The organism is Amycolatopsis dendrobii (assembly GCF_014145675.1).
In the GTDB taxonomy this organism is placed as follows: Bacteria; Actinomycetota; Actinomycetes; order Mycobacteriales; family Pseudonocardiaceae; genus Amycolatopsis; species Amycolatopsis dendrobii.
The window spans coordinates 89293-112894 of record NZ_JACGZW010000013.1 but is presented as its reverse complement, the minus strand read 5'-3'; the positions used below and the strand labels follow the sequence as shown (position 1 = coordinate 112894).

General features: G+C 70.2%; 20 protein-coding genes. 8 read left to right on the top strand and 12 right to left on the bottom strand.

Annotated features, from left to right (window positions below):
* Window positions 1-186: 186 nt before the first annotated feature.
* A complete protein-coding gene (locus H4281_RS34570; protein WP_182895066.1) occupies window positions 187-351 on the bottom strand; it encodes a hypothetical protein in 165 nt (54 codons plus the stop codon).
* Between H4281_RS34570 and H4281_RS34565 the strand changes: the two genes are divergently transcribed.
* The 6 genes from H4281_RS34565 to H4281_RS34540 all read left to right on the top strand — a co-directional run bounded on the left by H4281_RS34565 (window position 350) and on the right by H4281_RS34540 (window position 8898).
* Entirely contained in the window at window positions 350-1357 is a 1008-nt protein-coding gene (locus H4281_RS34565) for a LacI family DNA-binding transcriptional regulator (RefSeq protein ID WP_182895065.1), read from the top strand. The two genes, H4281_RS34570 and H4281_RS34565, sit on opposite strands and share 2 nt — an antisense overlap.
* A 155-nt stretch (window positions 1358-1512) precedes the next feature.
* Entirely contained in the window at window positions 1513-2892 is a 1380-nt protein-coding gene (locus H4281_RS34560; RefSeq protein WP_182895064.1) for an ABC transporter substrate-binding protein, read from the top strand.
* A complete protein-coding gene (locus tag H4281_RS34555) occupies window positions 2870-3844 on the top strand; it encodes a carbohydrate ABC transporter permease (RefSeq protein WP_182895063.1) in 975 nt (324 codons plus the stop codon). The genes H4281_RS34560 and H4281_RS34555 overlap by 23 nt, the downstream gene beginning before the upstream one ends.
* Window positions 3841-4710, top strand: coding sequence for a carbohydrate ABC transporter permease (locus H4281_RS34550; protein ID WP_182895062.1), 870 nt, complete (start codon window positions 3841-3843; stop codon window positions 4708-4710). Before H4281_RS34555 ends, H4281_RS34550 begins: the two co-directional genes overlap by 4 nt.
* Before the next feature lie 46 nt (window positions 4711-4756).
* Entirely contained in the window at window positions 4757-6343 is a 1587-nt protein-coding gene (locus H4281_RS34545) for a glycoside hydrolase family 13 protein (protein ID WP_182895061.1), read from the top strand.
* A gap of 203 nt (window positions 6344-6546) precedes the next feature.
* Window positions 6547-8898 (top strand): alpha-L-fucosidase, encoded by a 2352-nt coding sequence (locus tag H4281_RS34540; RefSeq protein ID WP_182895060.1) that lies wholly within the window; start codon window positions 6547-6549, stop codon window positions 8896-8898.
* On the opposite strand, the gene H4281_RS34535 is transcribed toward H4281_RS34540, so the two are convergent.
* Genes H4281_RS34535 through H4281_RS34525 form a run of 3 tightly spaced genes read right to left on the bottom strand, consistent with a single transcriptional unit; the run spans window position 8879 to window position 10745 of the window.
* The gene (locus H4281_RS34535) at window positions 8879-9361 is read right to left on the bottom strand and encodes a CBS domain-containing protein (protein ID WP_182895059.1); all 483 of its coding nucleotides are present in this window, start codon (window positions 9359-9361) and stop codon (window positions 8879-8881) included. The genes H4281_RS34540 and H4281_RS34535 overlap by 20 nt on opposite strands.
* The gene (locus H4281_RS34530) at window positions 9343-9525 is read right to left on the bottom strand and encodes a hypothetical protein (RefSeq protein ID WP_182895058.1); all 183 of its coding nucleotides are present in this window, start codon (window positions 9523-9525) and stop codon (window positions 9343-9345) included. The genes H4281_RS34535 and H4281_RS34530 overlap by 19 nt, the downstream gene beginning before the upstream one ends.
* Window positions 9526-9527: 2 nt before the next feature.
* Window positions 9528-10745 (bottom strand): PucR family transcriptional regulator, encoded by a 1218-nt coding sequence (locus H4281_RS34525; protein WP_182895057.1) that lies wholly within the window; start codon window positions 10743-10745, stop codon window positions 9528-9530.
* 212 nt (window positions 10746-10957) lie between these two features.
* Between H4281_RS34525 and H4281_RS34520 the strand changes: the two genes are divergently transcribed.
* Entirely contained in the window at window positions 10958-13228 is a 2271-nt protein-coding gene (locus H4281_RS34520) for an FdhF/YdeP family oxidoreductase (protein ID WP_182895056.1), read from the top strand.
* Here the strand turns inward: H4281_RS34520 and H4281_RS46410 are convergent.
* Window positions 13206-14255 carry an FUSC family protein gene (locus H4281_RS46410; RefSeq protein WP_182895055.1) on the bottom strand — a complete coding sequence of 350 codons (1050 nt, stop codon included), beginning with the start codon at window positions 14253-14255 and terminating at the stop codon, window positions 13206-13208. The two genes, H4281_RS34520 and H4281_RS46410, sit on opposite strands and share 23 nt — an antisense overlap.
* A 326-nt stretch (window positions 14256-14581) precedes the next feature.
* On the opposite strand from H4281_RS46410, the gene H4281_RS34510 reads away from it, so the two are divergent.
* A complete protein-coding gene (locus tag H4281_RS34510) occupies window positions 14582-15151 on the top strand; it encodes a YbhB/YbcL family Raf kinase inhibitor-like protein (protein ID WP_182895054.1) in 570 nt (189 codons plus the stop codon).
* An 18-nt stretch (window positions 15152-15169) separates the two neighbouring features.
* Here the strand turns inward: H4281_RS34510 and H4281_RS34505 are convergent, their stop codons facing one another.
* The 7 genes from H4281_RS34505 to H4281_RS34475 all read right to left on the bottom strand — a co-directional run bounded on the left by H4281_RS34505 (window position 15170) and on the right by H4281_RS34475 (window position 23444).
* Window positions 15170-16252 carry a zinc-binding dehydrogenase gene (locus tag H4281_RS34505; RefSeq protein WP_182895218.1) on the bottom strand — a complete coding sequence of 361 codons (1083 nt, stop codon included), beginning with the start codon at window positions 16250-16252 and terminating at the stop codon, window positions 15170-15172.
* Window positions 16252-16536: a putative quinol monooxygenase gene (locus H4281_RS34500; RefSeq protein ID WP_182895053.1), complete on the bottom strand. Its 285-nt coding sequence runs from the start codon at window positions 16534-16536 to the stop codon at window positions 16252-16254. Before H4281_RS34500 ends, H4281_RS34505 begins: the two co-directional genes overlap by 1 nt.
* Entirely contained in the window at window positions 16533-17126 is a 594-nt protein-coding gene (locus H4281_RS34495; RefSeq protein WP_182895052.1) for a glycerol-3-phosphate responsive antiterminator, read from the bottom strand. Before H4281_RS34495 ends, H4281_RS34500 begins: the two co-directional genes overlap by 4 nt.
* Before the next feature lie 129 nt (window positions 17127-17255).
* Complete coding sequence (locus H4281_RS34490; protein ID WP_182895051.1) at window positions 17256-18818, bottom strand: FAD-binding oxidoreductase; 1563 nt, start codon at window positions 18816-18818, stop codon at window positions 17256-17258.
* Window positions 18815-20500: a glycerol-3-phosphate dehydrogenase/oxidase gene (locus H4281_RS34485; protein WP_182895050.1), complete on the bottom strand. Its 1686-nt coding sequence runs from the start codon at window positions 20498-20500 to the stop codon at window positions 18815-18817. Before H4281_RS34485 ends, H4281_RS34490 begins: the two co-directional genes overlap by 4 nt.
* A 47-nt stretch (window positions 20501-20547) precedes the next feature.
* A complete protein-coding gene (locus tag H4281_RS34480; RefSeq protein ID WP_182895049.1) occupies window positions 20548-22026 on the bottom strand; it encodes an FGGY family carbohydrate kinase in 1479 nt (492 codons plus the stop codon).
* A complete protein-coding gene (locus H4281_RS34475; protein ID WP_182895048.1) occupies window positions 22023-23444 on the bottom strand; it encodes an MFS transporter in 1422 nt (473 codons plus the stop codon). The genes H4281_RS34480 and H4281_RS34475 overlap by 4 nt, the downstream gene beginning before the upstream one ends.
* Between the last annotated feature and the right edge of the window lie 158 nt (window positions 23445-23602).

Here is a 23602-nt window from a genome sequence, read left to right as displayed (position 1 = left end):
TCCTCTGATCCAAGGAGGAGGGAGACGACTCGAACGGAAGCGCCCCGCGTGGCGCGGGACGGCAGGGACCAGGGAGCGGACCGGGGAAACCGGGTCCGGGGGCGCACGAGAACAGCGCGGAGCAGTCGACATGGCACCTCTTCGTTGAGGCTGGGCAGATGCTTTCCGCAGCTGCCCGGGAGCTTGTCAGCTATTTTCACTGATTCGTTCAAGAATTACAGCCGAATGCCGCTGCGAAGTCAACGCCGCCGAGCGATCAGCGCCCTGCTCGACCAGCGCTTTCGCCGCGAGAGCAAGCACAACGCGCGCTTCGTCGGAAACTTGCGCTGGTTTGCGGTAACTTTCACTCATGACACGACGCCTTGCCGAAGTCGCCCGCCAGGTCGGGGTCAGCGAAGCCACCGTCAGCCGGGTGCTCAACGGCAAGGCCGGGGTGTCCGCGAGCACCCGGGCCGCCGTGCTCACCGCACTGGACGTGCTGGGCTACGAGCGGCCGACACAGTTGCGCGGCGAGCGGGCCCGGCTCGTCGGGCTGGTGCTGCCGGAGCTGCAGAACCCGATTTTCCCGGCGCTGGCCGAGGTCATGGGCAACGCGCTCGCCCAGCAGGGCTTCACGCCGGTGCTGTGCACGCGGACCGCGGGCGGGGTCTCGGAGGCGGAGTACGTCGAGATGCTGCTGCAGCAGCAGGTGTCCGGCGTGGTGTTCGCCGGCGGGATGTACGCGCAGGCCGACGCCGTGCACACGCACTACCACCACCTGGCCGAACGCCGGCTGCCGACGGTGCTGATCAACGCGGCGGTCGACCACCTCGGGCTGCCGCAGGTCTCGTGCGACGACGCGGTGGCGGTCGAGCAGGCAGTCGGGCACTTGAGTTCCCTCGGCCACGAGAAGATCGGCCTGGTGCTCGGGCCGAACGACCACGTGCCGTCGAAGCGCAAGCTCGAGGCGTTCCGGGAGCACGCCGCGAAACTCGGGCTCCCGGTGCTGGACGAACTGGTGGAGCACGGGATGTTCTCCATCGAAGGCGGGCACGCCGCGGCGGCGCGGCTGTACCCGCGCGGCGCCACGGCGGTGCTGTGCGCGAGCGATCCGCTGGCACTGGGCGCGATCCGCGCCGCGCGGCGGCAGGGCCTGTCCGTGCCGGGCGACATTTCAGTGGTCGGCTACGACGACTCCGCACTGATGAACTGCACCGACCCGCCGCTGACGACGACGCGCCAGCCGATCGAGGCGATGGGCCGCGCTGTGGTCGAACTGCTGGTGAAGCGCATCAACGGCGGCGAGGTCGCGGTGGAGGAGCTGCTGTTCGCGCCGGAACTGGTGGTGCGCGGCTCCACTGCTCGCCGGACCTCGTGAGTGTTTGGGCCGGGTGAGAACCGGCACAAACACTCACGACACCCAGTCCCTGTTATTTTTTTGCGCTCTCTCGTCCACTTCTTGCACACTCGCCCCTCTCGCCCTTAGAGTGACCGCCGTCACCTGCTGTGCTCCCCTGCGAGATGAGGCTTGAGATGAGCAGACCCTGGTCCCCCGCCGTTCCCCGCCGGACGTTCGCCCTGCTCGCCGCGGCGGGCCTGGTCCTGGGCACAACCGCCTGCGGGGGCGGCGGCGATCCGGGGAGCTCCGCCGGGGGCAAGGTCACGATCACCGTCACCGGCCAGCCGCCGACGAGCCAGCCGTTCGAACGGGGCGTGTTCGACGCCGACGTCAAGGAATTCGAGGCGGCGCACCCGAACATCAAGATCGAGCCGCACGAAGGGTTCATGGACCCGAAGACGTTCGGCGCGAAGCTGGCGGGCGGGCAGCTCGAGGACGTCTACTACGTCTATTTCACCGATCCCGCGCAGATCATCGCCCGCCACCAGGCCGCGGACATCACCGAAGCGGCCAGGAAAGTGCCGCACGTCAATGATCTCAAACCGGAATTGCTCGACAACTTCCGCGGACCCGACGGCAAGCTTTACGGCCTGCCGACGATGAACTACACGATGGGCCTGCTCTACAGCCGTCCGCTGTTCAGGAAAGCCGGGCTCGACCCCGACAAGCCGCCGCGGACCTGGGACGAGGTGCGTGCGGCCGCGAAGAAGATTTCCGCGCTGGGCAACGGAATCGTCGGATACGCCGACTACAGCAAGAACAACCAGGGCGGCTGGCACCTCACCGGCTGGCTCGCTTCGATGGGCGGCTCCGTCGCGCGCAAGGACGGCGGCAAATGGGTCGCCGATTTCGACAACGAGAAAGGCAGAGCCGCGCTCAACCTGCTCCACGATCTGCGCTGGACCGACGATTCCATGGGCAGCAAGCAATTGCTGGAGGCCCAGGACGTGCAGCGGATGATGGGCGCGGGCCAGCTCGGCATGTACATGGCCGCGCCGGACAACGTTCCCGTGCTCGTCAAGCAGTTCAACGGCAAGTACGAGGACTACGGCATCGCCGGGATGCCGGACGGCAAGGGCACGCTGCTCGGCGGCGAGGGCTACATGATCAACCCGAAGGCGTCGCCGGAGAAGATCAAGGCGGGCCTCGAATGGATCCAGTGGAAGTATCTCAACCCGGACCGGTTCGAGAAGCACATCAAGCAGTACGTCGACGGCAAGCAGCCGGTCGGGCTCCCGGCCGAGCCGACCCCCGACGTCTGGCAGGGCGCGGTGCGCGACCAGCAGCTGGCATTGAAAGCCAAGTACGCCAACGTTCCCGCGCAGAACTACCAGTCCTATGTGGACTCCACGAGCAGGATCAAGGGCAGCGTCGAACCGCCGAACGCGCAGCAGGTCTACGCGATCCTGGACAGCGTGATGCAGGCGGTGCTCACCGATCGGAACGCGAATATCGACCAGCAGCTGTCGACTGCCTCGGCGAAGGTCACCAGTGTCCTCGCCCAGGTCAAGTAGCCTGCTCGCCTGGCCCGCGACGTCCTCGTCGCCGGCCAGGCGGCCGGCCGCCTCCCCCGCCGCCCGTCGCCGGGCCCGGCTGCGCCGCAAGCTCAAGGAGAACCTCACCGCGTACGGCCTGCTCTGCGCCGCGCTGGTGGTGTTCGCGATGTTCTCCTGGTACCCGATCGTGCGCGGGGTGCTGCTCAGCTTCCAGCAAGTCGACTTCGTCAACCCGCCCGCCTGGGTCGGCCTCGACAACTTCGCCCGGCTGTTCGCGGACCCGCTGTTCGGCGTCGCCTGGCGGAACACTCTGCTGTTCACCGGTCTCGCGCTGGTTTTCGGCTTCGCGGTGCCGTTTTTGACCGCAGTGCTGCTCAACGAGATGCGGCACGCCCGTGCGTTCTTCCGGCTCGCGGTGTACCTGCCGGTGATGCTGCCGCCGGTGGTGACCGCGCTGATGTGGAAGTGGTTCTACGACCCGGGTTCCGGCCTGTTCAACTCCGCGCTCGGCGCGGTGGGCCTGTCCGGCCCGCAGTGGCTCGATTCGAGCGGCACCGCGATGCTGTCGCTGGTGTTCGTCTCGACGTGGGCGAACATGGGCAGCACCACGCTGATCTACCTGGCCGCGCTGGGAACGATTCCCGGCGAACTGTACGAGGCCGCGGAACTCGACGGGGCCGGGATGTGGAAGCGGCTGCGGCACGTGACGTTCCCGCAGACCCGGTTCGTGCTGCTGATGCTCCTGCTGCTGCAGATCGTCGCGACCATGCAGGTGTTCACCGAACCGTACGTGATGACCGGCGGCGGCCCGGACGATTCGACGGTGACCGTGCTCCTGCTGCTCTACCGCTACGCCTTCGTCTACAACGACTTCGGCTCGGCGAGCGCGATGAGCCTGCTGCTGTTCCTGGCGCTCGGCGTGTTCTCGGCGCTGTACGTCCGGCTGACCAGGAAGGCGGACCAGGCATGAGGACTCTCGTCTCGCCCGGGGCGCTGCGCAGCCGCCGCGGCAAGGTGGTCTACGGCGTCGTTTTCGCCTGCACACTCCTGGTTTTCGTGCTCGCCTTCCTGTTCCCGCTGTACTGGGCGGTGACCGGGGCGATGAAGACGCCGCAGGAACTGGCGCAGACGCCGGCGACGCTCGTCCCGCACGAATGGCATCCGGAGACCTTCGGCGAGGCCTGGGACCAGCTGGACCTCGGCAAGTACTTCCTCAACACCCTGGTCGTCGCTGGCGGGGCGTGGCTGGCGCAGATGGCCATCGACGTCCCCGCCGCCTTCGCGCTGTCGAAGCTGCGGCCGAAGTTCGGCAACGCCGTCCTCGGGATCATGCTCGCCACCCTGATGCTGCCCGCGGCCGCGCTGCTGGTGCCGACCTACGTCACCATCACCGATCTGCCGTTGCTGCACCTGAACCTGATCGACTCCCCCGCCGCGGTCTGGCTGCCCGCCGCCGCGAACGCGTTCAACGTCTATGTGCTGAAACGGTTCTTCGACCGGATCCCGGACGAGCTGATCGAAGCCGCGCGGCTCGACGGGGCCGGCCCGGTGCGCACGCTGTGGCGGATCGTGCTGCCGATTTCGCGGCCGATCCTGGCCGTGGTGTCGATCCTCGCGGTGGTCACCGCGTGGAAGGACTTCATCTGGCCCCTGCTGGTGTTCCCGGACAGCGGCAAGCAGACGCTTTCGGTGATGCTGCAGCGGGTAGCCATCGACATGCCGCTCAACGTGCTCACCGCCGGGATGGTGCTCGCCAGCCTGCCGATGGTGGCGCTGTTCCTGGTGTTCCAGCGGCAGATCCTCTCCGGGCTCGCCGCGGGCGGGCTCAAGGGCTGAACCGGTCGTACTTCTGGCTTTCCCCCACCACGAGGAGGGTTTTTCCGTGACCGCATCGCGAAGACAAGACAGCTGGTGGCGCACCGCGGCGATCTACCAGATCTACGTCCGCAGTTTCGCCGACGGCAACGGCGACGGCATCGGCGATCTCGCCGGCGTCCGCGCGCGGCTCGACCACCTGGCCGCACTCGGCGTCGACACGCTCTGGTTCACCCCGTGGTACCCGTCGCCGATGGACGACGGCGGCTACGACGTCGCCGATTTCCGCGACGTGGACCCGCTTTTCGGCTCGCTCGCCGAGGCCGAGGCGCTGATCGCCGAGGCGCACGGGCGCGGCCTGCGGGTGATCATCGACATCGTGCCGAACCACTGTTCCGACGAACACCGCTGGTTCCGGGAAGCGCTCGCCGCCGGTCCGGGTTCGGCCGAGCGGCAACGGTTCTGGTTCCGTCCTGGCCGCGGTCCGGACGGCGCCGAACCGCCGAACAACTGGAAGTCGCGCTTCGGCGGGCCCGCCTGGACCCGGGTGCCGGACGGCGAGTGGTATCTGCACCTCTACAGCTCGCGGCAGCCGGATTTCAACTGGGACGACCAGGACGTCCGCGCGGAGTTCGAGGACATCCTGCGGTTCTGGTTCGACCGCGGCGCGGACGGCTTCCGCATCGACGTCGCCGACGGGCTGGTGAAGGACGCGCGGCTGCCGGACGTCGAGGCGGGCGACGAGACGCCGTTCTCCGACCAGGAGGGGCTGCACGAGATCTACCGGTCGTGGCGCAAGATCGCCGACAGCTACCCGGGCGAACGCGTGCTGGTCGGCGAGATGTGGCTGCCGGACATGTCCCGGACCGCGCGGTACCTGCGCCGCGACGAGCTGCATTCGGCGTTCAACTTCGATTTCCTGGTCTGCCCGTGGGATTCCGCGCGCTTGCGGGAGGTCATCGAGCGGACGCTGCGAGCGCACGACGCCGTCGGCGCGCCGCCCGCCTGGGTCCTGTCGAACCACGATGTCACCCGGCATGTCACGCGGTACGGGCGATCGGGCGACACCGGGTTTTCCTTCGCGGACCGGCTGCACGGCAGCTCGGTGGACCTGGTGCTGGGCACCCGCCGCGCCCGCGCGGCGGCGTTGCTGACCATGGCGCTGCCCGGCGGGATGTACGTCTACCAGGGCGAAGAGCTGGGGCTGTGGGAGGTCGAGGACATTCCCGCCGAGCTGCGGCAGGACCCGGTGTGGGCACGCACGGACGGCACTGACCCCGGCCGCGACGGCTGCCGGGTGCCGCTGCCGTGGTCCGGCGACGCACCGCCGTTCGGTTTCGGCCCCGGCGGCGCGTGGCTGCCGCAGCCCGCGGAATGGCGGGCGTACACGGCGGAAGCGCAGGCGGCGGACCCGGCGTCGATGCTCAGCCTTTACCGCGCGGGGCTGCGGCTGCGGGCGGAACTCGCCGGGGAGCTGGAGTGGCTGTCGCTCGGTGACGACGTGCTGGCTTTCCGCCGAGGACCCGGGTTCACGTTCGTGCTCAACTTCTCCGGCGCCCCGATCCCGCTGCCACCGCACGCGGAAATCCTGCTGGCCAGCGACCCGGCGACCGCCGAACTGCCGACGGACACGGCGGTCTGGCTGCGGTCCTGACCCTCGCTCGCGAAAAGCCGATCACCGCTGCGGTGGTCGGCTTTTTCGCGGTGCTCCGCTGAGCGGGATCTCCTTGACAGCACCCCAGTGCACGCCGACGATGATTCATCAGATGTATCGGCCACTCGCTTGCCTCGATTCCGCTGATGATCGAGAAATTCCGCACCAGGCATCGGATCACTGGACTTCACTGTGGAGGTTCCATGACGACCTATCCTCGTCGGCACGCGCTCGGCATGGCACTCGGCGGCGCGGTGCTGCTCGGACTGCCGGGCACCGCGACCGCCGCGGGCGGGCCCGCGCAGCCCGTGGTCGCGGACGGCGCCGGCACCCCCGTCGTGCCGCCGCCACCGCCGGTGCCCGTCCCCCTCGAAAGCTGGTTCGACAACGACGGCATCGACTCCGCGAACGCGCACGACGGGAACTTCGACGGCTCCGGCTACACCTTCCCGGCGGAGCAGATCCCGGCGGGCAGCACGGTCACCGCGGGCGGCGTGCCGTATCTGCTCGGCTCGGCGGCCGCCGGGGCGAAGAACAACGTCATCGCGCTCGGCCAGCGCATCGATCTGCCGAAAGGCCGGTACTTCGGAGCCGCGTTCCTGGTCGCGTGCAGTTACGGCAGCACCGGAGGCGACGCGACCGTCCACTACGCCGACGGCAGCACCAGCACCGCCGCCCTGTCCGGCTCCGACTGGTACGGCTCCGGCGGCGCCGTGGCCTCGGCCTTCCGCTACGGCCCGGGCGGCGTCACCGACCAGAACCCGGTGTCGATCGGCACCGCACAGGTGTGGATCGATCCGGCGCGCGAAGCGGTCGCGCTGACCCTGCCCAAGACCGCCCCACCGGCGGCGAATGTGGCGAGCCTGCACGTGTTCGCCTTGACGCTGCAACCGGTCGCGCAAGGCCGTTCGGCGACGGTCCTCGATGCCCGGGCGACCGCGAACCTGCTGCAGGACGGCGGTCCGCAGGCAGTCGAGGCGACGATCGTCAACACCGGCACCGTCTGGCTGGAAACGCGCGACCGGATCACTGTCACGCTCGACGTCCCGGGCGGCCGGGTGCGCACGCCCGCGCCGATCCCCCGCCTCGCACCGGGCGAGCAGACCACGGTGCGGCTCGGCCTCACCGCCGACCGCGGCCTGCCCGCCGGAACCCCGGCGGCCGGCCGGATCCGCGTGCTCGCCGACCGGTCGACGATCGCCACCCGGACCTTGCCGGTGCCGCTCGGCATCCCGGATTTCCGGCCGGCCGACGCGTCCCTGTCCACGCACCGCGCGCCGTATTGGTTCTGCGACGCCAAATTCGGGATCTTCATCCACTGGGGCGTGTACTCAGTGCCAGCGTGGGCTCCGGTCGGGCAGCAGTACGCCGAGTGGTACTGGAACAACCAGCAGGATCCCAACGGCCCCACATACGCATATCACGCCAAGACTTACGGCGAATCGTTCGGCTACGACGACTTCATCCCGAAGTTCACCGCCGCCCGGTTCGATCCGCGTTCCTGGGTGCAGCTGATCGAGGACGCGGGTGCGCAGTACTACGTGCTCACGTCCAAGCATCACGACGGTTTCGCTTTGTGGGACACGAAAGTCAGCGGCCGCAACGCGAAAAAGCTCGGCCCGCGCCGCGACCTCGTCGCCGACCTGTTCGCCGCCTCGCGCAAGTACACGCCGGGTCTGCGCAACGGCCTGTATTTCTCGCTGCCCGAATGGTTCAACCCGGACAATCCGTGGATGGGCCACGCGCCGCGCAATCCGTACACCGGCGCGCCGCTGCCCTACACCGGCTACACCGCCGGACGCGATTTCGTGAAGGACCTTCAGGCGCCGCAGGTGCTGGAGCTGGTCTCCGGCTTCGATCCGGACGTGCTGTGGTTCGACATCGGCGGCGTGAACGACAGCCGCGAAGTGCTCACGGAATACTTCAACCGGGCCAAGAACCGGCGGCGGCCCAAGGACGTCACGTACAACGACCGCGGCGGCATCCCGGACCACGACTTCACCACACCGGAGTACACGACATACCCGAACACCGTCGTCGCGAAGTGGGAGTCGAGCCGGGGCCTGGACCCGTTCTCCTACGGCTACAACCGCGCGACGCCGGACGACAAGTACATGACCACCGAGGACGTGGTGCACACGCTGGTCGACGTGGTGTCGAAGAACGGCAACTTCCTGCTGGACATCGGCCCCGATTTCGACGGCGCCATCCCGGCGGTGATGCAGCAGCGGCTGCGCGAGACCGGGGCCTGGCTGCGGACCAACGGCGAAGCGATCTACGGCACCACGTACTGGTCGCGCCTGGCCCAGCTCGGCGACCTGCGGTTCACCGTGCGGCCCGGTTCGGCGTTTTACCTCATGTCGCTCGTCGCGCCCGGCTCACAGCTCGTGGTCGACGCCCCGGTGCCGATCCGCCAGGGCGACCGCGTGAGCATGCTCGGCTACGGCGGGCCGCTGCACTGGAGTCAGAGCGACGGCCGTCTGGTGATCGACGTTCCGGCGGCGGCGCGTGCGGCGGGGAAGCACGCGTGGGTGTTCAAAGTGGACTGGCGCTGACGCTCGCCGGGGCGGTCCGCGACGGGCCGCCCCGGCACCCGCTCTCCCGGTCTTGCGCCCGGGCCGCCACGTCGGCGTCCGAGCAGAATCCGCGACCGCTGCGCTTCAAGCACAGCAAGCCGAGCAACCGGCCGCTCTCGTCCACGACCGCCAGCCTGCGCCGGGACATCTCCAGCCAGGTCGCGTACAGGTCCGCCTCCGGAGCGACCACCCGGCCGGTCAACCGGCCCGCCCGGCAGGCCGCGAGCGAGTCCGGCAGCCCGTCCAGATCCGGCCGTTCCACGACGCTCAGCAGTGTTCCCCCGGAAACGACCAGCGCGGCATGCACATGATCGTCTTCGAAGAGCCCGCGCACCTCGCCGACCGTCGCCGACGCGTCGAGCACCTTCGGCACCCGGAGCATCGCTTCGCCGACCGTCGAGGCGCCGCGGAAATCCGGTTCGGTCACTGCGGGTCGTTCCACTCCGCGTCAGCCTGGTCTTCGGCCTTCGTGCGTTCGCGTGCCAGCTCCAGCGCCCGCCGGGCGGTGGCCTCGTCCGGGTACGGGCCCAGCCGGTCGACGCCGCGTGCTTGGCGGCCGCGCTCGACCTCGTTCGTGCGCGTGTTGTAGTACCACTCTTCAGACATCGTCAGCTCCCCAAAGAATCGATAGCGCGCGCTGAATCGACCCGCAGCGCCTGCATCGCCGTGACCAGCTCGGCCACGTCCCGCGGATCGGTCAGCGTCCGGTCGGTGAGTTCCCGGATCCGGCGCAGCCGGTACCGGACGGTGTTGGCGTGGCAGTGCAGGACCTGCCCCGCGCGTTCGGAAGAGCCGCCGTGCGCGAAGTACGCGTCCAGCGTCTCCAGCAGCACGTCGCGTTCCTCGGCGGGCAGTTCCAGCACCGCCCCGAAGACCTGCTCGCCCAGCCTGCGGCCCTCGTCCGGGTCGTAGGCGACGAACGCGGCCAGCGGGCTCGGGTCGAACGCGCGGACCTCGCCCCGCTCGGGCGGGATGCCGGACAGCGCGGTCCGCGCCAGGTGGACCGCGCGCGGGGTTTCGGTCAGCGAGCGGAACAGCGGGCTGACCCCGGTGCGGGCCAGCGCCAGCTCCCGGAGCAGGCCGAGCATCGCGTCGTACTGCTCCTCGCGCAGCGACACCACGCCGGCTTGCAGCGTCGGCGAGAGATGCCACGCCGACACGATGCCGAGCTTCCCGAGCCGCCGCTCGACGCCGACCAGGCTTTCTTCGGCCAGCCCGCGCGTCTCGGCGGCGACCACGGTCAGCTTGCCGTCCAGCGACAGGCCGAGCAGCCGTCCCGCCTCCCACGGCCCGGAATCGGACCCGCGCGCGCCGGTCAGCAGCACTTCGGCCAGCGCCGAGCGCCGCCGCTGCTGGGCGACCAGCAGTTCCGCGCTCGCCGCCCGGTACGCCTCGGTCACCCGGACCGCGTGCTCGTCGGTGACCTGCCACAACAGGCTCGCGACGTCGATCAGCACGTCGGTGCCCCCGGTTTCGCGGGCGCGGCCCACCAGCAGGTCCCACAGCATCGCGCAGGCGATCCGGTACACCTGCAGCACCTCGGGCAGCGGCGCGCCCTGGTGCGCCCGTCGCCGGCCGGTCTCCTTGGGCGCGCGCTGGTCCGGGGCCTGCCCGCCGCCGAGCGCGTCGACCATGAACCCCAGGTTCACCGCGACCGAGCGGCGCAGGTCGGCGCGCGGGACGATCTTCTCGTCCCGGTACATCCCGATCCGCTCGCAGCTCGCCGCGCAGACGTCGTCGATCAGCCGGGGCAGCCGTTCGCGGGCCCAGGCGACGAGCTCGGTCAAGGCGGCGGTCCGCACAGCGCTTTCCTCCCGGTCGGCCACGTCCGGGATCGTACCCGCGCCCGGGAGCGGCCGCCCGCGCGGATTTCCCTCGCCCGGAAACGAGCCCCGTTTTCCCGCGCATTTTGTGGACCGGCACAGAAATGTTTGTCGCGCTCCACAATAAGCCCGCTCGCATTCCCCGCCCGGATGCCCGGAACGGGCCGCCGTGCTTGAATCGGAAGGGAAGCACAGCCGCGGTCGAGAGGGTTACGGTGGACGAGCAGCGCGAGGGCCAGCCGGAGTTCAAGCCATACCACCATCCCGCCGCGGGCTGGGGCGCGGCGAAAAGCGTGACGCAGTTCCTCGTCCGGGAACGGGAACTCGTCGCGGGCCCGCGCGCGATCGTGAAGATGAACCACGAGAACGGCGGGTTCGACTGCCCCGGCTGCGCGTGGCCGGACGACACCAAGGGCCTGCATCTCGACATTTGCGAAAACGGGATCAAGCACGTCACCTGGGAGATGACGCGGAAACGCGTCGGCGCGGAATTCTTCGCCGCGCACACCCTGTCCGAACTGGACGGCTGGAGCGACACCGCGCTGGAGGCGCAGGGCAGGCTCACCGAACCGCTGCGCTACGACGAGAAGACCGACCGGTACGTCCCGATCTCGTGGGACAAGGCGTTCGAACTGGTCGGCGCCGCGCTGCGCGGCCTCGACTCCCCCGACCAGGCGGCGTTCTACACGTCCGGGCGGCTCGGCAACGAGGCGACGTTCCTGTACCAGCTGTGGGCGCGGGAGTACGGCACGAACAACCTGCCGGACTGCTCGAACATGTGCCACGAGGCGAGCGGCCGCGCGTTGCAGGCCGCCCTCGGCACCGGCAAGGGCACCGCGGACATCCACGACTGGGAGGCCGCCGACGCGCTGTTCATCATGGGCGTCAACGCGGCGTCGAACGCGCCCCGCATGCTCACCGCGCTCGCCGAAGCACATCGGCGCGGCGCGCAGATCGTGCACGTCAACCCGCTGGTCGAGGCCGGGGCCACGCGCACGATCATCCCGCACGACTTCGTCCGGATGGCGACGTTCCAGGCGACCCCGACGTCCACCCGCAACCTCCAGCCGCGCATCGGCGGCGACCTCGCCTTCATCCGGGGCATGGCAAAAGCCCTGTTCGAGATGGCGGAGACCGATCCCGAGGCGATCAACTCGGAGTTCCTCGAGACCTGCACCAGCGGCGTCGAGAAGTACCGGGTCGTCTGCGAAACCACGCCCTGGGCCGACCTGGAACGCCAGTCCGGGCTGACCGAGGCCGAAATCCGCGCGGCGGCGAAGATCTACCGCGACGCCGACCGGTCGATCATCAGCTGGTGCCTCGGCGTGACGCAGCACGAACACGGCGTCGACACCGTCCGCGAGATCGTGAACCTGTTGCTGCTGCGCGGAAACATCGGCCGCCCCGGCACCGGTCCGTCGCCGGTGCGCGGGCACAGCAACGTGCAGGGCAACCGCACCTGCGGCATCGACCACCGCCCGGCGCCGGAGTTCCTCGACAAGCTCGCCGAGGTCTGCGGCATCGACCCGCCGCGCCACCACGGACTCGACACGGTCGGCACGATCGAGGCGATGCACCGCGGCGACGTGCGCGTGTTCGTCGGCATGGGCGGCAACTTCGCGCTCGCCGCTCCCGACACTCCGTACACGGCGGCCGGGCTGCGCAAGTGCGAACTGACCGTGCAGGTCAGCACCAAACTCAACCGCAGCCACCTCGAACACGGCAAACAGGCGCTCATCCTGCCCTGCCTCGGCCGGACCGAGAAGGACTTCCAGACCGCCGGGCTGCAGTCGACGTCGGTCGAGGACGCGATGAGCATGGTCCATCTGTCCACCGGCATGAAGAAGCCCGCGTCACCGCATCTGCTGTCCGAACCCGCGATCATCGCCGGGATGGCGAGCGCGACGCTGCCGGAAAGCTCGACGCCGTGGGCGGACTACGTCGGCGACTACGACCGGATCCGCGACACGATGGCGCAGGTGCTGGACGGTTTCGAGGACTTCAACACCCGCGTCCGGGAGCCGCTGGGCTTCCGGATCCGCCAGGCCGCGCGCGAACGGGTCTTCCACACGCCGTCCGAACGCGCCGAGTTCTCGACCGCGGACCTGCCGGACGTCGTCCCCGCCGCGGGCACGCTGGCGCTGGGCACGATGCGCTCGCACGACCAGTGGAACACGACGATCTATTCGGACGACGACCGGTATCGCGGCATCAAGAACCTCCGGACGCTGGTGTTCCTGAACGCCGAGGACATGCGGGACCGCGGGCTGAGCGAGTTCGACGAGGTCGACATCACCGCCACGGCCAAGGACGGGACGACGCGTTCGGTGCGGCGTTACCGGGCGATCCCGTACGACATCCCGCGCGGGTGCGCGGCGGGGTATATGCCGGAGATGAACGTGTTGTGCGCGATCGGGGATTACAGCACGCAGAGCGATCAGCCGCTGATGAAGCATCTCAAGGTCACGGTCGAGCGTTCCGTTTGAGCGGGGTGGTGCGGCACGGGGCGCGGACCAGTACCGCTGCCCCGATGCCGGCCGCCACCCCGACGAGAGTGTCCGCTACCCGCGCGGTCAGCAGCGTCGCCGGTGCGGCGGGCGCGGCGAGTTCCGTCATCACCAGGATCAGCGGAGTGAAAAATCCCAGCGCGATCCCGTAATGCCGGGACATGAACAGCTCCGTCGGGAACAGCAGCACGATCACCGCCGATGCCAGCGGCGCGGCACCGAATCCCGGCAAGAGCAGCAAGGCCGTGACGACCAGTCCGGCGAGCGTCCCGAGGACCCGGTGCGCGCTGCGGTCCAGCACGCTGTGCAGGCGCGGATGCAACCGGCTGCGCGGATCGGCCGCCGCGAGAGGCACCGCTGCCGAGGCCATTGCCCAGTTCGCGTGGTCCACGCCGAGCAGCAACCCGACAGCACCCGCAGCGGCGATCGCCAACGCGTACCGGGCGGCGTGCACGACAGCGCAAGCGGCACCGCATTCCGGTGCGCAGTTCGACGTCCTCGGCGCGGGAGGGCGTTCCGGGCCAGTCAGTCCAATGAGGACACATCCCGCGATCGTGCCCGCGCACAAGGCGATTCCAGCCCACGGTTCGATCCGGCCGGCGGGCACCAGAGCGATCGCGCCGAGTGCGAAGATGCCGAAGAACGGTCCGCGCGGGCTCAGATCCAAGCGGTTCGTCACCAGTGCGCAGCCGAACGCGAAGACGGCCTCGGTGACCACCAGCAGCCAAGGCGGCGCATGACCGGCCGACAGCAGCACGCCCAGCGAGACGCCGCTCAGCAGCACCGCGCCTGCCTGGAGCTGGTGCCGGAAGCGGAGCGCACGCGGCTCAGCGCGGCCGTACATCCCGGCGAAGGAACCGAAAGCGGCGAAAATGATCAGGTCCGGACGGCCCGCCGCGAGCAGCGCCAGTCCTGGGATCAGCAATCCGGCCGCGACCCGGCCCGCATGCCACCATTCGCCGCCGTCGAACGAGCGCGCGGCCGCGGCCGAGGTCGCCACCGGCACCCTGTCCTCCGCTTGCTCGTTCCGCCGTTGCGCTACCGGGATCCGCCGGTCGTCCCACGATACCCGCGCGGGAGGCGGTCCCGGCCCGGATTGTGGCGCGCCACAACGAAGTCTGCGCCGGGCGTCAATCGCCGGGCCGCGTTCCAGTGTCACCAGCCGGGAGAAGCGCGTCCGGCGGCCGTCCGTTCCCGAAAGACGCGCTCCGGATGTCACTCTTGGCGGGAAACGTGGTACTCACTGCCGCTGACGCGCCGGTCCTCGCCGATTCCGGCGCACACTCTCCCCACGAAAGGACAAGAGACCACCAGCCGCCTCGGGAGCCTCCAGTGAGACGCACCAGAATCGCTCTCTTCGCCCTGCTCGTCCTCTGCGCCGCGAGTTTCAGCCCCGCCGCCGCGTCGGCGAATCCGAGACGCGACGCCTTCGCCCTCTCCAGCACCGCCTTCGCCGACGGCGGGATGATCCCCAAGGTCCACGACTGCGCCAGCAGCGGCGACGGCGACCCCGGAAAGAAGGACGAGTCGCCGCCGCTGGCCTGGTCCGGGGCGCCGGCGCAGGCCAGGAGCTACGCGATCGTCATGCACGACCTCGACAACGGCATCATCCACTGGGTCATCTACGACATCCCGGCGGGCACTTCCGCGCTGCCGCAGAACGTCGACCACGCGTATCAGCCGACGGTTCCTGCCGGGTCACGGCAGGCCTACTACCGCGGCAGCGCGAACTTCTTCGGATATCAGGGGCCGTGCACGACGGACCACACCTACGAATGGGCGGTGCACGCGCTGAACAAGGAATCGCTCACCGAGCTTGACTCGAACTCGACTACGCAGGCCGCCGAGACAGCGATCGACGCGGCCACCATCGCGACCGCTTCGCTGCGCGGCAACTCGTAACGGAACGAGGGGCGCGGTTCAGAAGGCGATCACCTGACGGACCGCGCCTCCGTCCCGCAGCCGGGCGAACCCGGCGTTGATCTCGTCCAGCGCGATCGAATGCGTCAGCAACGCCTCCACCGGCAGCAACCCCGCCTGGTACAGCGCGATGAACCGGGGCACGTCCCGCCGCGGCACGCACGAACCCAGGTAGCTGCCCCGCAGGGTTTTCTCCTCGGCTACCAGGCTTTGCGCGGGCAGGGTCAGTCCGGCGGACGGGTCCGGCAGGCCCACGGTGACCGTCGTTCCGCCGGGCCGGGTCGTTTCGTAAGCCTGGCTCAGCGCAGCGACCACGCCGGTGGTGTCGACGGCGTAATCCACTCCGCCGCCGGTCCGCTCGCGGATCTCCGCGACGTCACCGGTCAGCACCGTGGCGCCCAGCGAACGCGCCAGCTCCCGCTTGCTCTCGACCGGATCGACCGCGAGCAGCGTGCCGGCGCCGGCGGCCTTCGCGGCGAGCAGCGCCGAGAGGCCGACCCCGCCGAGACCGAACACGGCCACGCTGTCGCCGGGACGCACGTCCGCCGCGTTGAACACCGCGCCGGCGCCGGTCAGCACCGCGCAGCCGAACAACGCCGCGATCTCGAACGGGAGCGCTTTGTCGATCCGCACCGCCGACCGGTCGGACACGACCACATGCGAGGCGAACGCCGAAACCCCGAGGTGGTGCAACGGATTCCCGACCGGCGACGACCACCGGACGTCCCCGCCGAGCAGCGTGCCCTCGCGGTTGGCGGCCGCGGCCGGACCGCACAGCGCGGGGCGGCCTGCCGTGCACGGGGCGCAGTCGCCGCAGGAGGGCACGAAGGTCAGGACTACGTGTTCGCCGGGCTGGAAGTCGCTGCCCGGCCCGGCCTCGACCACCTCGCCGGCCGCCTCGTGGCCGAGCACCATCGGCACCGGACGGGGCCGTGACCCGTCGATCACCGAAAGGTCCGAATGGCACAGCCCGGCCGCGCGCACCCGCACCAGCAGTTCGCCGGGACCGGGCGGGGCCAGCGTCAGCGTCTCGATCTCCAGCGGTTTCCCGACCTCGCGCAGGACCGCGCCGCGGACCTCCATCACGCGCCGACCGGGACGCAGCGGGTGACCTGCCGGTCCGACAGCAGCGGCACGACCTCGCCGAGCACGATCCGGGTGAAATGCTCCGACGCGCAATGCGCGGTGAAATCCGCCTCGCTGTCGTACTCCTCGACGATCACCACGACGCCGTCCTCGACTCCCGTGTGGACGGTGTACCGCCTGCACCCGGGCTCGCGCCGTGACGCCTCCGCCATCGGGCCGAGCAGTTCGACGACCCGGTCCCGCTCCGCGGTCGCATACCGGGCCACCACTACGAAACTCATTCTTCTCCTGTACGCAGCCGGGACCGGGTCAGCGACCACAGCCCCGGATCGGAGGACGCGGCAGCCGCCGCGCCCATCGCCAACGAATGCGCCACCCCGTCGCGGTCGGTGACGAAACCGGCCGCGACGAACGGCGACATGACTTCCCGCGCCGCCGCCGACATCCACGGGATGATCGGGGCGGGCATCAGCTCCACCAGGTCCGGGCCGCTGCGCTTGACCGCCTCCAGGCTCCGGTTGAGGTTCGAGCGGTCGGTGACGAACACCTTGTGCATCGTCAGCATCGACAGCGCCCGCGCCCGTTCGATCGGCGCGACCCGGGTGCTGACCACCCCGGCCGCCCCGATCTCCTGGAGGAAGTCCACGCCCGCGCGGTCGGTGGCGAGGCCGGGGCACGAATCGATGTTGACGAACACGAGCTTGTCCCGCCCGGCCAGCGCCGCGACGATCTTCGGCAGCTGCCCGACCGGCACCGACGCCAGGATCCCGACGCGGGACGCCGCGGCCACGAAATCCGGCACCTTCGCGACGCCGACGACCGACGCGCACACCGGGACGTCCTCGAACGCCGCCGTGATCTTCTCGTTCATGGCCTCCACCGTTTCATGCCTTCCGCGCCGTCCCTCGCCCGTCCCGCCGCCGCGCCCCCGCTTCCGGTCCCGGCCTCGCTGTCCGCTCGGCCGGTCAGCGAGTTCGCGCCCCGGCCCGTCAGGGACCGGTCAGCTGGCCGAGTCGAGCGGGTTCGGGCCGAGGTCGGTCGGCAGGCCGAGCTTCCCCGGGTTCAGCAGCCCAGCCGGGTCCAAAGCACGCTTCACCTCGACGAACGTCCCGAATCCGCTGCCGAGCGCATCCGCCAGATACGGCCCGCGGAGCAGCCCAGACCCGTGATGGTGGCTCAGCGCCGCCCCGTGCCGCACCAGGACCGCGTTCGCCGCGTCCCATGCCGACCGGTACCAGTGCCGCCGCTTCTCCGGCTCCACGTCGCCGCGCAGCGAGAAGTACAGGCAGGCCCCGTCGGTGTAGGCGTGCGACTGGTGCGCGGACGCGGCCAGCGTGCCCGGCACCGCCCGGATCGCGGCCACCACCTCGTCGTAGATCGCCGGGAGCGCGGACCACGAACCGGCCATCTCGAGGGTGTCGGCGACGAAGCCCGGCCCCGGCGTGAACCCGTCGGCGGACTTGCCGACCAGCATCCGCTCGTCCAGCCAGCGTTCGAACACCGGCTGACCGTCCACTTCGGACCCGGTCGCGGCGCATTCCTCGGCGCTGACCTTGATCATGGCGTCGACCAGGACCGGGTCGCCCTCGTCGGCGATCAGCAGCAGGTTGGTGTCCGGCCGGCCGAAGTGCGTGCCGCTCTCCAGCTTGTCGTACAGCCGCATCGCGGCCGGGGTCGCGCCGCGCTGCATGATCCGGCGGCAGGCGTCGAGCCCGGCGGCGAACGTCTCGAAGCCGTACGCGATGGCCTTCGAGTACGTCGGCAGCGGGTGCGTGCGCAGCCGGACCGCGGTGATCACGCCGAGCGTGCCCTCCGAACCGACGAACAGCTGCCGCAGGTCCGGGCCGGTCGCGGCGCGCGGGTAGTCGCCGAAGCGGGCCAGGGTTCCGTCGGCGAGGACGACGTCGAGGCCGACGACCATGTCCTCGATTTTCCCGTACCGGGTGGACAACTGACCGGCGCCGCGGCAGGCCACCCAGCCGCCGACCGTGGAGATCGCGAACGCGGACGGCCAGTGCCCGGTGGTCGCGCCGTGGGTCTCCTGCACTTCCTTCTCGAACAGGTCGCCGAACATGCCCGCCTGGACTTCGACGATCTGCGATTCGGCGTCGAACGACACGATCTTGTTGAGCCCGCACACATCCAGCACGACCCCGCCGTACACCGGCAGCGCGGCGCCGGTGACGTTGCTGCGCCCCGCCGACACGGTCAGCGGCACCCGGTGCTCGCCGCACAGCCGGACCGCGGCCTGGATCTGCTCGACGGTGCTCACCTCGGCGACCACCGCGTCCGGGGTCGCCGGGGCGTCCGCGGTCTCGCCGATCATCGAGCCCGCCCACCAGTCGCGGGTGCGCAGCACGACCTCGTCGCGGTCGGTGTGCACCGCGTCCGCCAGCTCGCGCAACGCCTCGGTCAGCGCGGCGGGCACCGGCACGGCGGCCGTCTGCAGCGACGCGTCGCCCTTGCCCGGCTCGGTGCGTCCGCCCCAGCGCGGCGGAGTCGGCGCGCCGACCACGTAATTGCCCCGGTTGAACGGGTGCGTGACGGTCTGACGGCTGATCATGCGTTGGCTCCCAACAGGTTGTCTCCGAACAGGATCGACTTCTCCCGGGCGACGTCCGCCCGGTACTGGTCCACTTGCGCGGCCACGGTTTCCGGGCTCAGGCCGAGTTCCGCGCCGAGCAGTTCGCCGACGAGCGGGGCGGCGTCGACCGACGCGTCCCGAGCGAACAGCCGCAGCCGCGTGCGCCGCGACAGCACGTCGTCCACCGAGCGCGCCATCTCCGAACGGGCCGCGAACACGACCTCGGCCTTGAGGAACGGCTGCCCGTCGATGAGCGGCTCCCCCAGCGCCGGGTTCTCGTCGGCCAGCGCGCTCACGAACCGCGCCTCGGTGCCGTACCGGCCGCCGAGGTGCGCGGCGACGCCGCCGGTCGCGCCGGTCGCCTCCGCGTCGTATCCGGCGCCGCCGATCAGCGGCAGGTTCTTGGTGCGGCACTTGGCTTTCCGGCCCAGCAGGCCGAGCGCCTCGTCCACGACCAGCTCGCCCATGTGCCGGCTCGTGGTGAGCTTGCCGCCGGTCACCGTGACCATGCCCGCGGAGACCGTGATGTGGTGATCGCGGCGCATGTCCAGCGTCTTGCCCTCCTTGCCGCCGACGAGCGGGCGCAGGCCCGCGTAGCTGCCGAGCACGTCGCTGGCGTCGAGCTTGGTGTCGAAGGCGATCTGAGCGCCTTCGAGGAGGAAGTCCATTTCCTCGCGGGTGCAGTGCACATCCTCGGTCGAGCCGGGGTAGTCCGTGTCGGTGGTGCCGACCACGACGACGTCGCCCCACCGCGTGCAGGTGGCCCGCCGCGCGCGGCCCGGAATCGGCACGGTGACCGTGCAGTCGTTGCGGATCTTCGACCACGGCAGCACGATGTGCACCCCCTTGGCCGGGCGGACCTGCGGCTGGTGCCCGTGGTCGGCCATGCCCTCGACCCGGTCGGCCCACACGCCGGTCGCGTTGACCACGACGCGCGCGCGGACGTCGATCTGCTCGCCGTCGGCCTGCACCGTCGCGCCGGTGACCCGTCCGCCCGCAGTACGCAAGCCGGTCACCTCGGCCCCGTTCACCACGACCGCGCCGAGCCGGGCCGCGCTGCGCACGATCGCCAGCGTCAGCCGGGCGTCGTCCGCGCGGCTGTCGTAGTACATCAGGCCGCCCTTGAGGTTCTCCGCGCGCAGAGTCGGGGCGTGCGCGAGCACCTCGTCCACGGTCAATCGCTGGTGCAGTTTGCCGATCCGCCAGCCGCCCGCGAGGTCGTATGCCCACAAGAGACTCTCGAACGCCTTGGCGATGCGGGCGTCGAACACGCCGTCCTTGGCCAGGATCGGGAACAGGAAAGGCAGCCGCTGCACCAGATGCGGGGCATTGCGGCGGAACCGCTGCCGTTCCAGCAGCGAATGCCGGACCAGGTCGAGGTTGCCCTGCTCGATGTAGCGCAGCCCGCCGTGCACCATCTTGGACGACTTCGACGAGGTTCCGGACGCGAAGTCGGCGCGCTCCACCAGCGCCACCTTCAGGCCGCGAGAGGCGGCGTCGAGCGCGGTGTAGGCGCCGGTGACGCCGCCGCCGATGACCAGCACGTCGAACGTGCCGGTTTCGAGGTCGGTCAGCGCGGCGCGGCGGTCCAGCCGCAACGGCGCGGACAGGGTCGCCCTCGCGGCGACGGCGTTCGGCCGTCGGGACGGCAGTGTGAACATGAGCTTGTCTCTCCACTCAGAAGTTTGAAAACGTCCACTGAGGACGGTCAGGACAGCGAGACCGCGAGCACGTCCTGCCAGCGGTCCCGCAGTTCGCGCCGTTCGTCCTCGGGCAGCCGAGGCTCGAAGACCTCGCCTTTGCCCTGGTGCGCAACGGCTTCGACCAGCGACGGCCACACGCCCAGCCGGACGCCCGCGAGATACGCGGCGCCCCGCAGGCTGGCAGTCGCCGAATCGGCTGCTCGTTCGATCTCGACACCCGCGAAATCGGCTTGGCTTTGCAGGAGGACGTCGCTGGCGGCCAATCCGCCGCCCGCGCGCAGGCGGGTCACCGGCCGGTTCATCGTCGTCCGCAGCGCGTCGACGGTGTCGCTCACCGCGTGCGCGATCCCGTCGAGCACCGCACGCGCCACCGCGTCGCGCGTGGTGGCCAGGCTCAGTCCGGTCAGCAGTCCGCGTGCGCCGGGCCGCTGCACCGGCGTGCGCAGCCCGGCCAGCGTCGGCACGAACCAGGTCGACGTGCTCCTCGGCTGCGCTGCCGCCAGTTCGCTGATCTCAGCGGCGGAACGGAACAACCCGAGGTCCTCGGTGAGCCACCGCAAGGCGGAACCCGTGGTCGAGGTGTAGGCCTCCAGGCTGAACCGGCTGTGTCCCGCGCTGCGCCAGCCGACCAGGCACAGCACGCCGTCGACCTCGCCGAGCCCGTCCGGCGGTTCGTCCCCGGCCAGTGCGCCGACGAACGTGCCGGTGCCGTGCACGCAGGTGCCCTGCCCCGGAGTCAACGCACCCAGCGCGATCAGCGAGGCGTGCTGATCGCCCATCACCGCGGCGATCGGCACCTCGATGCCGAGCAGTTTCGGGTCGGTGTAACCGAAGTCGCCGTCATCGTCGACCGGCGGCGGGGCTAGCGAGGCCGGGAAACCCAGTGCTGCCAGCCATTCCTGGTCCCACGCGTGCTCGCGCAGCCGGTACCCGCCGAAGGCGACGGCGTTGGTCGCCGACATGACGTAACGCGTGCGGCCGCTGAGATGCCACACGAGCCAGGTGTCGACCGAACCGAACAGCACGCGGTCTGCGGGCACGTCGAGCTGGTCGAGCTGCCGCGCGGCCCACAGGAACGGCGCGCGGGTGCCGACCGGACGGCCGGTTCTCGCCCACAGCACCGGATCCCACTCCGGGGCGAGCTTCGCCAGCTCGTCCGCGTACCGGGAGTCCTGCCACACCACGGCCGGAGCCAGCGGCCGCCCGGTCTCGCGGTCCCACAGGATCGCGGTCGCGCGCTGCGTGCACACCGACATCCCGGCGATCGCGACGCCGTTCTCCCCCGCCCACGCGATCGCCTGGCGGGCGACGTCGACGGTGCGCTCCAGCAGTTGCGCCGCGTCTTGCTCCACTCGCGACGATTCCGGATGGACGACGTCGACGGCGGTGTAGAACGACGGCCCGCAGACCCCGTCCTCGCCGACCACGGTCGCCCGGGTGCCGGTCGACCCCTCGTCGACCGCCAGGATTCCGCGCCGCGTCACGCCGTCCTCCCCGGCAGCGAGATCTCCTCGTCGTCCGGGTCGACGCCGCTGCGGGTCGGGTCCCAGCGCACGACCAGGCAGGACACCAGGCCGAGCAGCGGCACCGCGGCGAGCAGCGCGATCGTCGGGCCGAGGCCGATCGACTCCTTGATCTGCGGGAACACGTACAGCCCGATGACGCTGCCGAAGCTGCCGAGCATGCCGGTCACGCCAGTGCCGAGGGTGCGCACGTCGCTGCGATAGGACAGCGCCGCGATCGACTTGCCGTTCGCCCCGGGTCCCGCCGAATGGAAGAAGATGAACAGGAACGGCAGCAGGAACCCGATCGCGATCGGCAGCTTCCCGAAGCCCAGCCCCATCACCAGCAGGATGGCGAACGCGAAGGCGTAGCCGACCGCCGAACTGACCCGCAACCCGATCTTCCGGCCGAAGTACGCCGACAGCGCGCCGCCGGCGATCCCGGCGACATTGAAGATCATCGACCCGAGCGTCGCCGTTTCGAACTTGTCGCCGAAGATCGCGAGGCTGATCACCGGCAGGTACCAGCCGATCGCGAAGTACTGCATCGCCTGGGTCAGCGAGATCGCCGTGGACAGGAAGGTGCGCTGCAGGTAGGGCTTGCGGAACAGCACGCCCGCCTGCCGGAACCCGATCTTGCGCTCCTCGGCCGTTTCTTCGCCGCTCGCCGTTCCCGGCGTCACGTCGAAACCGTAGATCCGGCGGAGGCTGCGCGCGGCTTCGGCCAGCCGCCCCTTCGACGCGAGCCAGGACGGGCTTTCGGCGAGGAACGCGATTTGCAGCACCAGCAGCGCGAGCGCGAAGACCCCGGCCGAGCCGACCGACCACCGCCAGATCTCCACCGAAACGCCAGCCTGGTAGAAAACCAGCGTCAGCGCGAGGTTCACCGTGGTGGCGACGTACCAGACGGACTGCCACAGGTTCAGCCGTCCGCGCAGCTTCGCCGGGGTGTACTCGGCGAGCAGCGCCATCGCGACCGCGAAGTCGATGCCGTAGGCGACGCCGACCAGTGCGCGGCCGGCCCAGACCGCCTCGAAGCCGCCGCCGGTGGCGGTGAGCACCGCGCCGAGCCCGGCGATCGCCTTCGCCGCGATCAGCGGCTTGACCCGGCCGATCCGGGCGGCCAGCCAGCCGCCCGCCGGGTTGAACAGGATGGCGACCGCGGGCGCGGTCGCGGTGAGCAGGCCGACCTGGCCCGCGCTGAGCCCCAGTTCCTTGGTCATCGGCGCGAGACCGGCGCCGAGCGCGGCGTTCGAGTAGGCGTCGAGGAACAGCCCGCCCAGGACCAAATACCACAGCAGGTTCGCCTTGCGCGGCAACGCCGACAACGTGTTGATCAGCGCGGTGACCTGCGAAACATTCGCGATCGATCGCGGCACTGCGACCGTGGGAGAACTCATGGACCGCCAACTTTCTGCGCTGGCTGTCAGCGATCCCGGCATACGAAAAACAGACACGACGAAGACCGCTGACAGTGGCTCTTCGTCTGTGCCTGTCTGAGAACGCAAGATTAAGCGGCGCGCTCGCGGGCGTCAAGCTGCCCGCGAGCGCGCGTCGG

Coding starts and splice junctions, on each gene's coding strand:
- H4281_RS34500 (WP_182895053.1), bottom strand. CDS start 16,536: ATGAGTTTCGTAGTGGTGGCCCGGTATGCGACCGCGGAGCGGGACCGG.
- H4281_RS34540 (WP_182895060.1), top strand. CDS start 6,547: ATGACGACCTATCCTCGTCGGCACGCGCTCGGCATGGCACTCGGCGGC.
- H4281_RS34560 (WP_182895064.1), top strand. CDS start 1,513: ATGAGCAGACCCTGGTCCCCCGCCGTTCCCCGCCGGACGTTCGCCCTG.
- H4281_RS34550 (WP_182895062.1), top strand. CDS start 3,841: ATGAGGACTCTCGTCTCGCCCGGGGCGCTGCGCAGCCGCCGCGGCAAG.
- H4281_RS34530 (WP_182895058.1), bottom strand. CDS start 9,525: ATGTCTGAAGAGTGGTACTACAACACGCGCACGAACGAGGTCGAGCGC.
- H4281_RS34570 (WP_182895066.1), bottom strand. CDS start 351: ATGAGTGAAAGTTACCGCAAACCAGCGCAAGTTTCCGACGAAGCGCGC.
- H4281_RS34505 (WP_182895218.1), bottom strand. CDS start 16,252: ATGGAGGTCCGCGGCGCGGTCCTGCGCGAGGTCGGGAAACCGCTGGAG.
- H4281_RS34485 (WP_182895050.1), bottom strand. CDS start 20,500: ATGTTCACACTGCCGTCCCGACGGCCGAACGCCGTCGCCGCGAGGGCG.
- H4281_RS34495 (WP_182895052.1), bottom strand. CDS start 17,126: ATGAACGAGAAGATCACGGCGGCGTTCGAGGACGTCCCGGTGTGCGCG.
- H4281_RS34565 (WP_182895065.1), top strand. CDS start 350: ATGACACGACGCCTTGCCGAAGTCGCCCGCCAGGTCGGGGTCAGCGAA.
- H4281_RS34475 (WP_182895048.1), bottom strand. CDS start 23,444: ATGAGTTCTCCCACGGTCGCAGTGCCGCGATCGATCGCGAATGTTTCG.
- H4281_RS34490 (WP_182895051.1), bottom strand. CDS start 18,818: ATGATCAGCCGTCAGACCGTCACGCACCCGTTCAACCGGGGCAATTAC.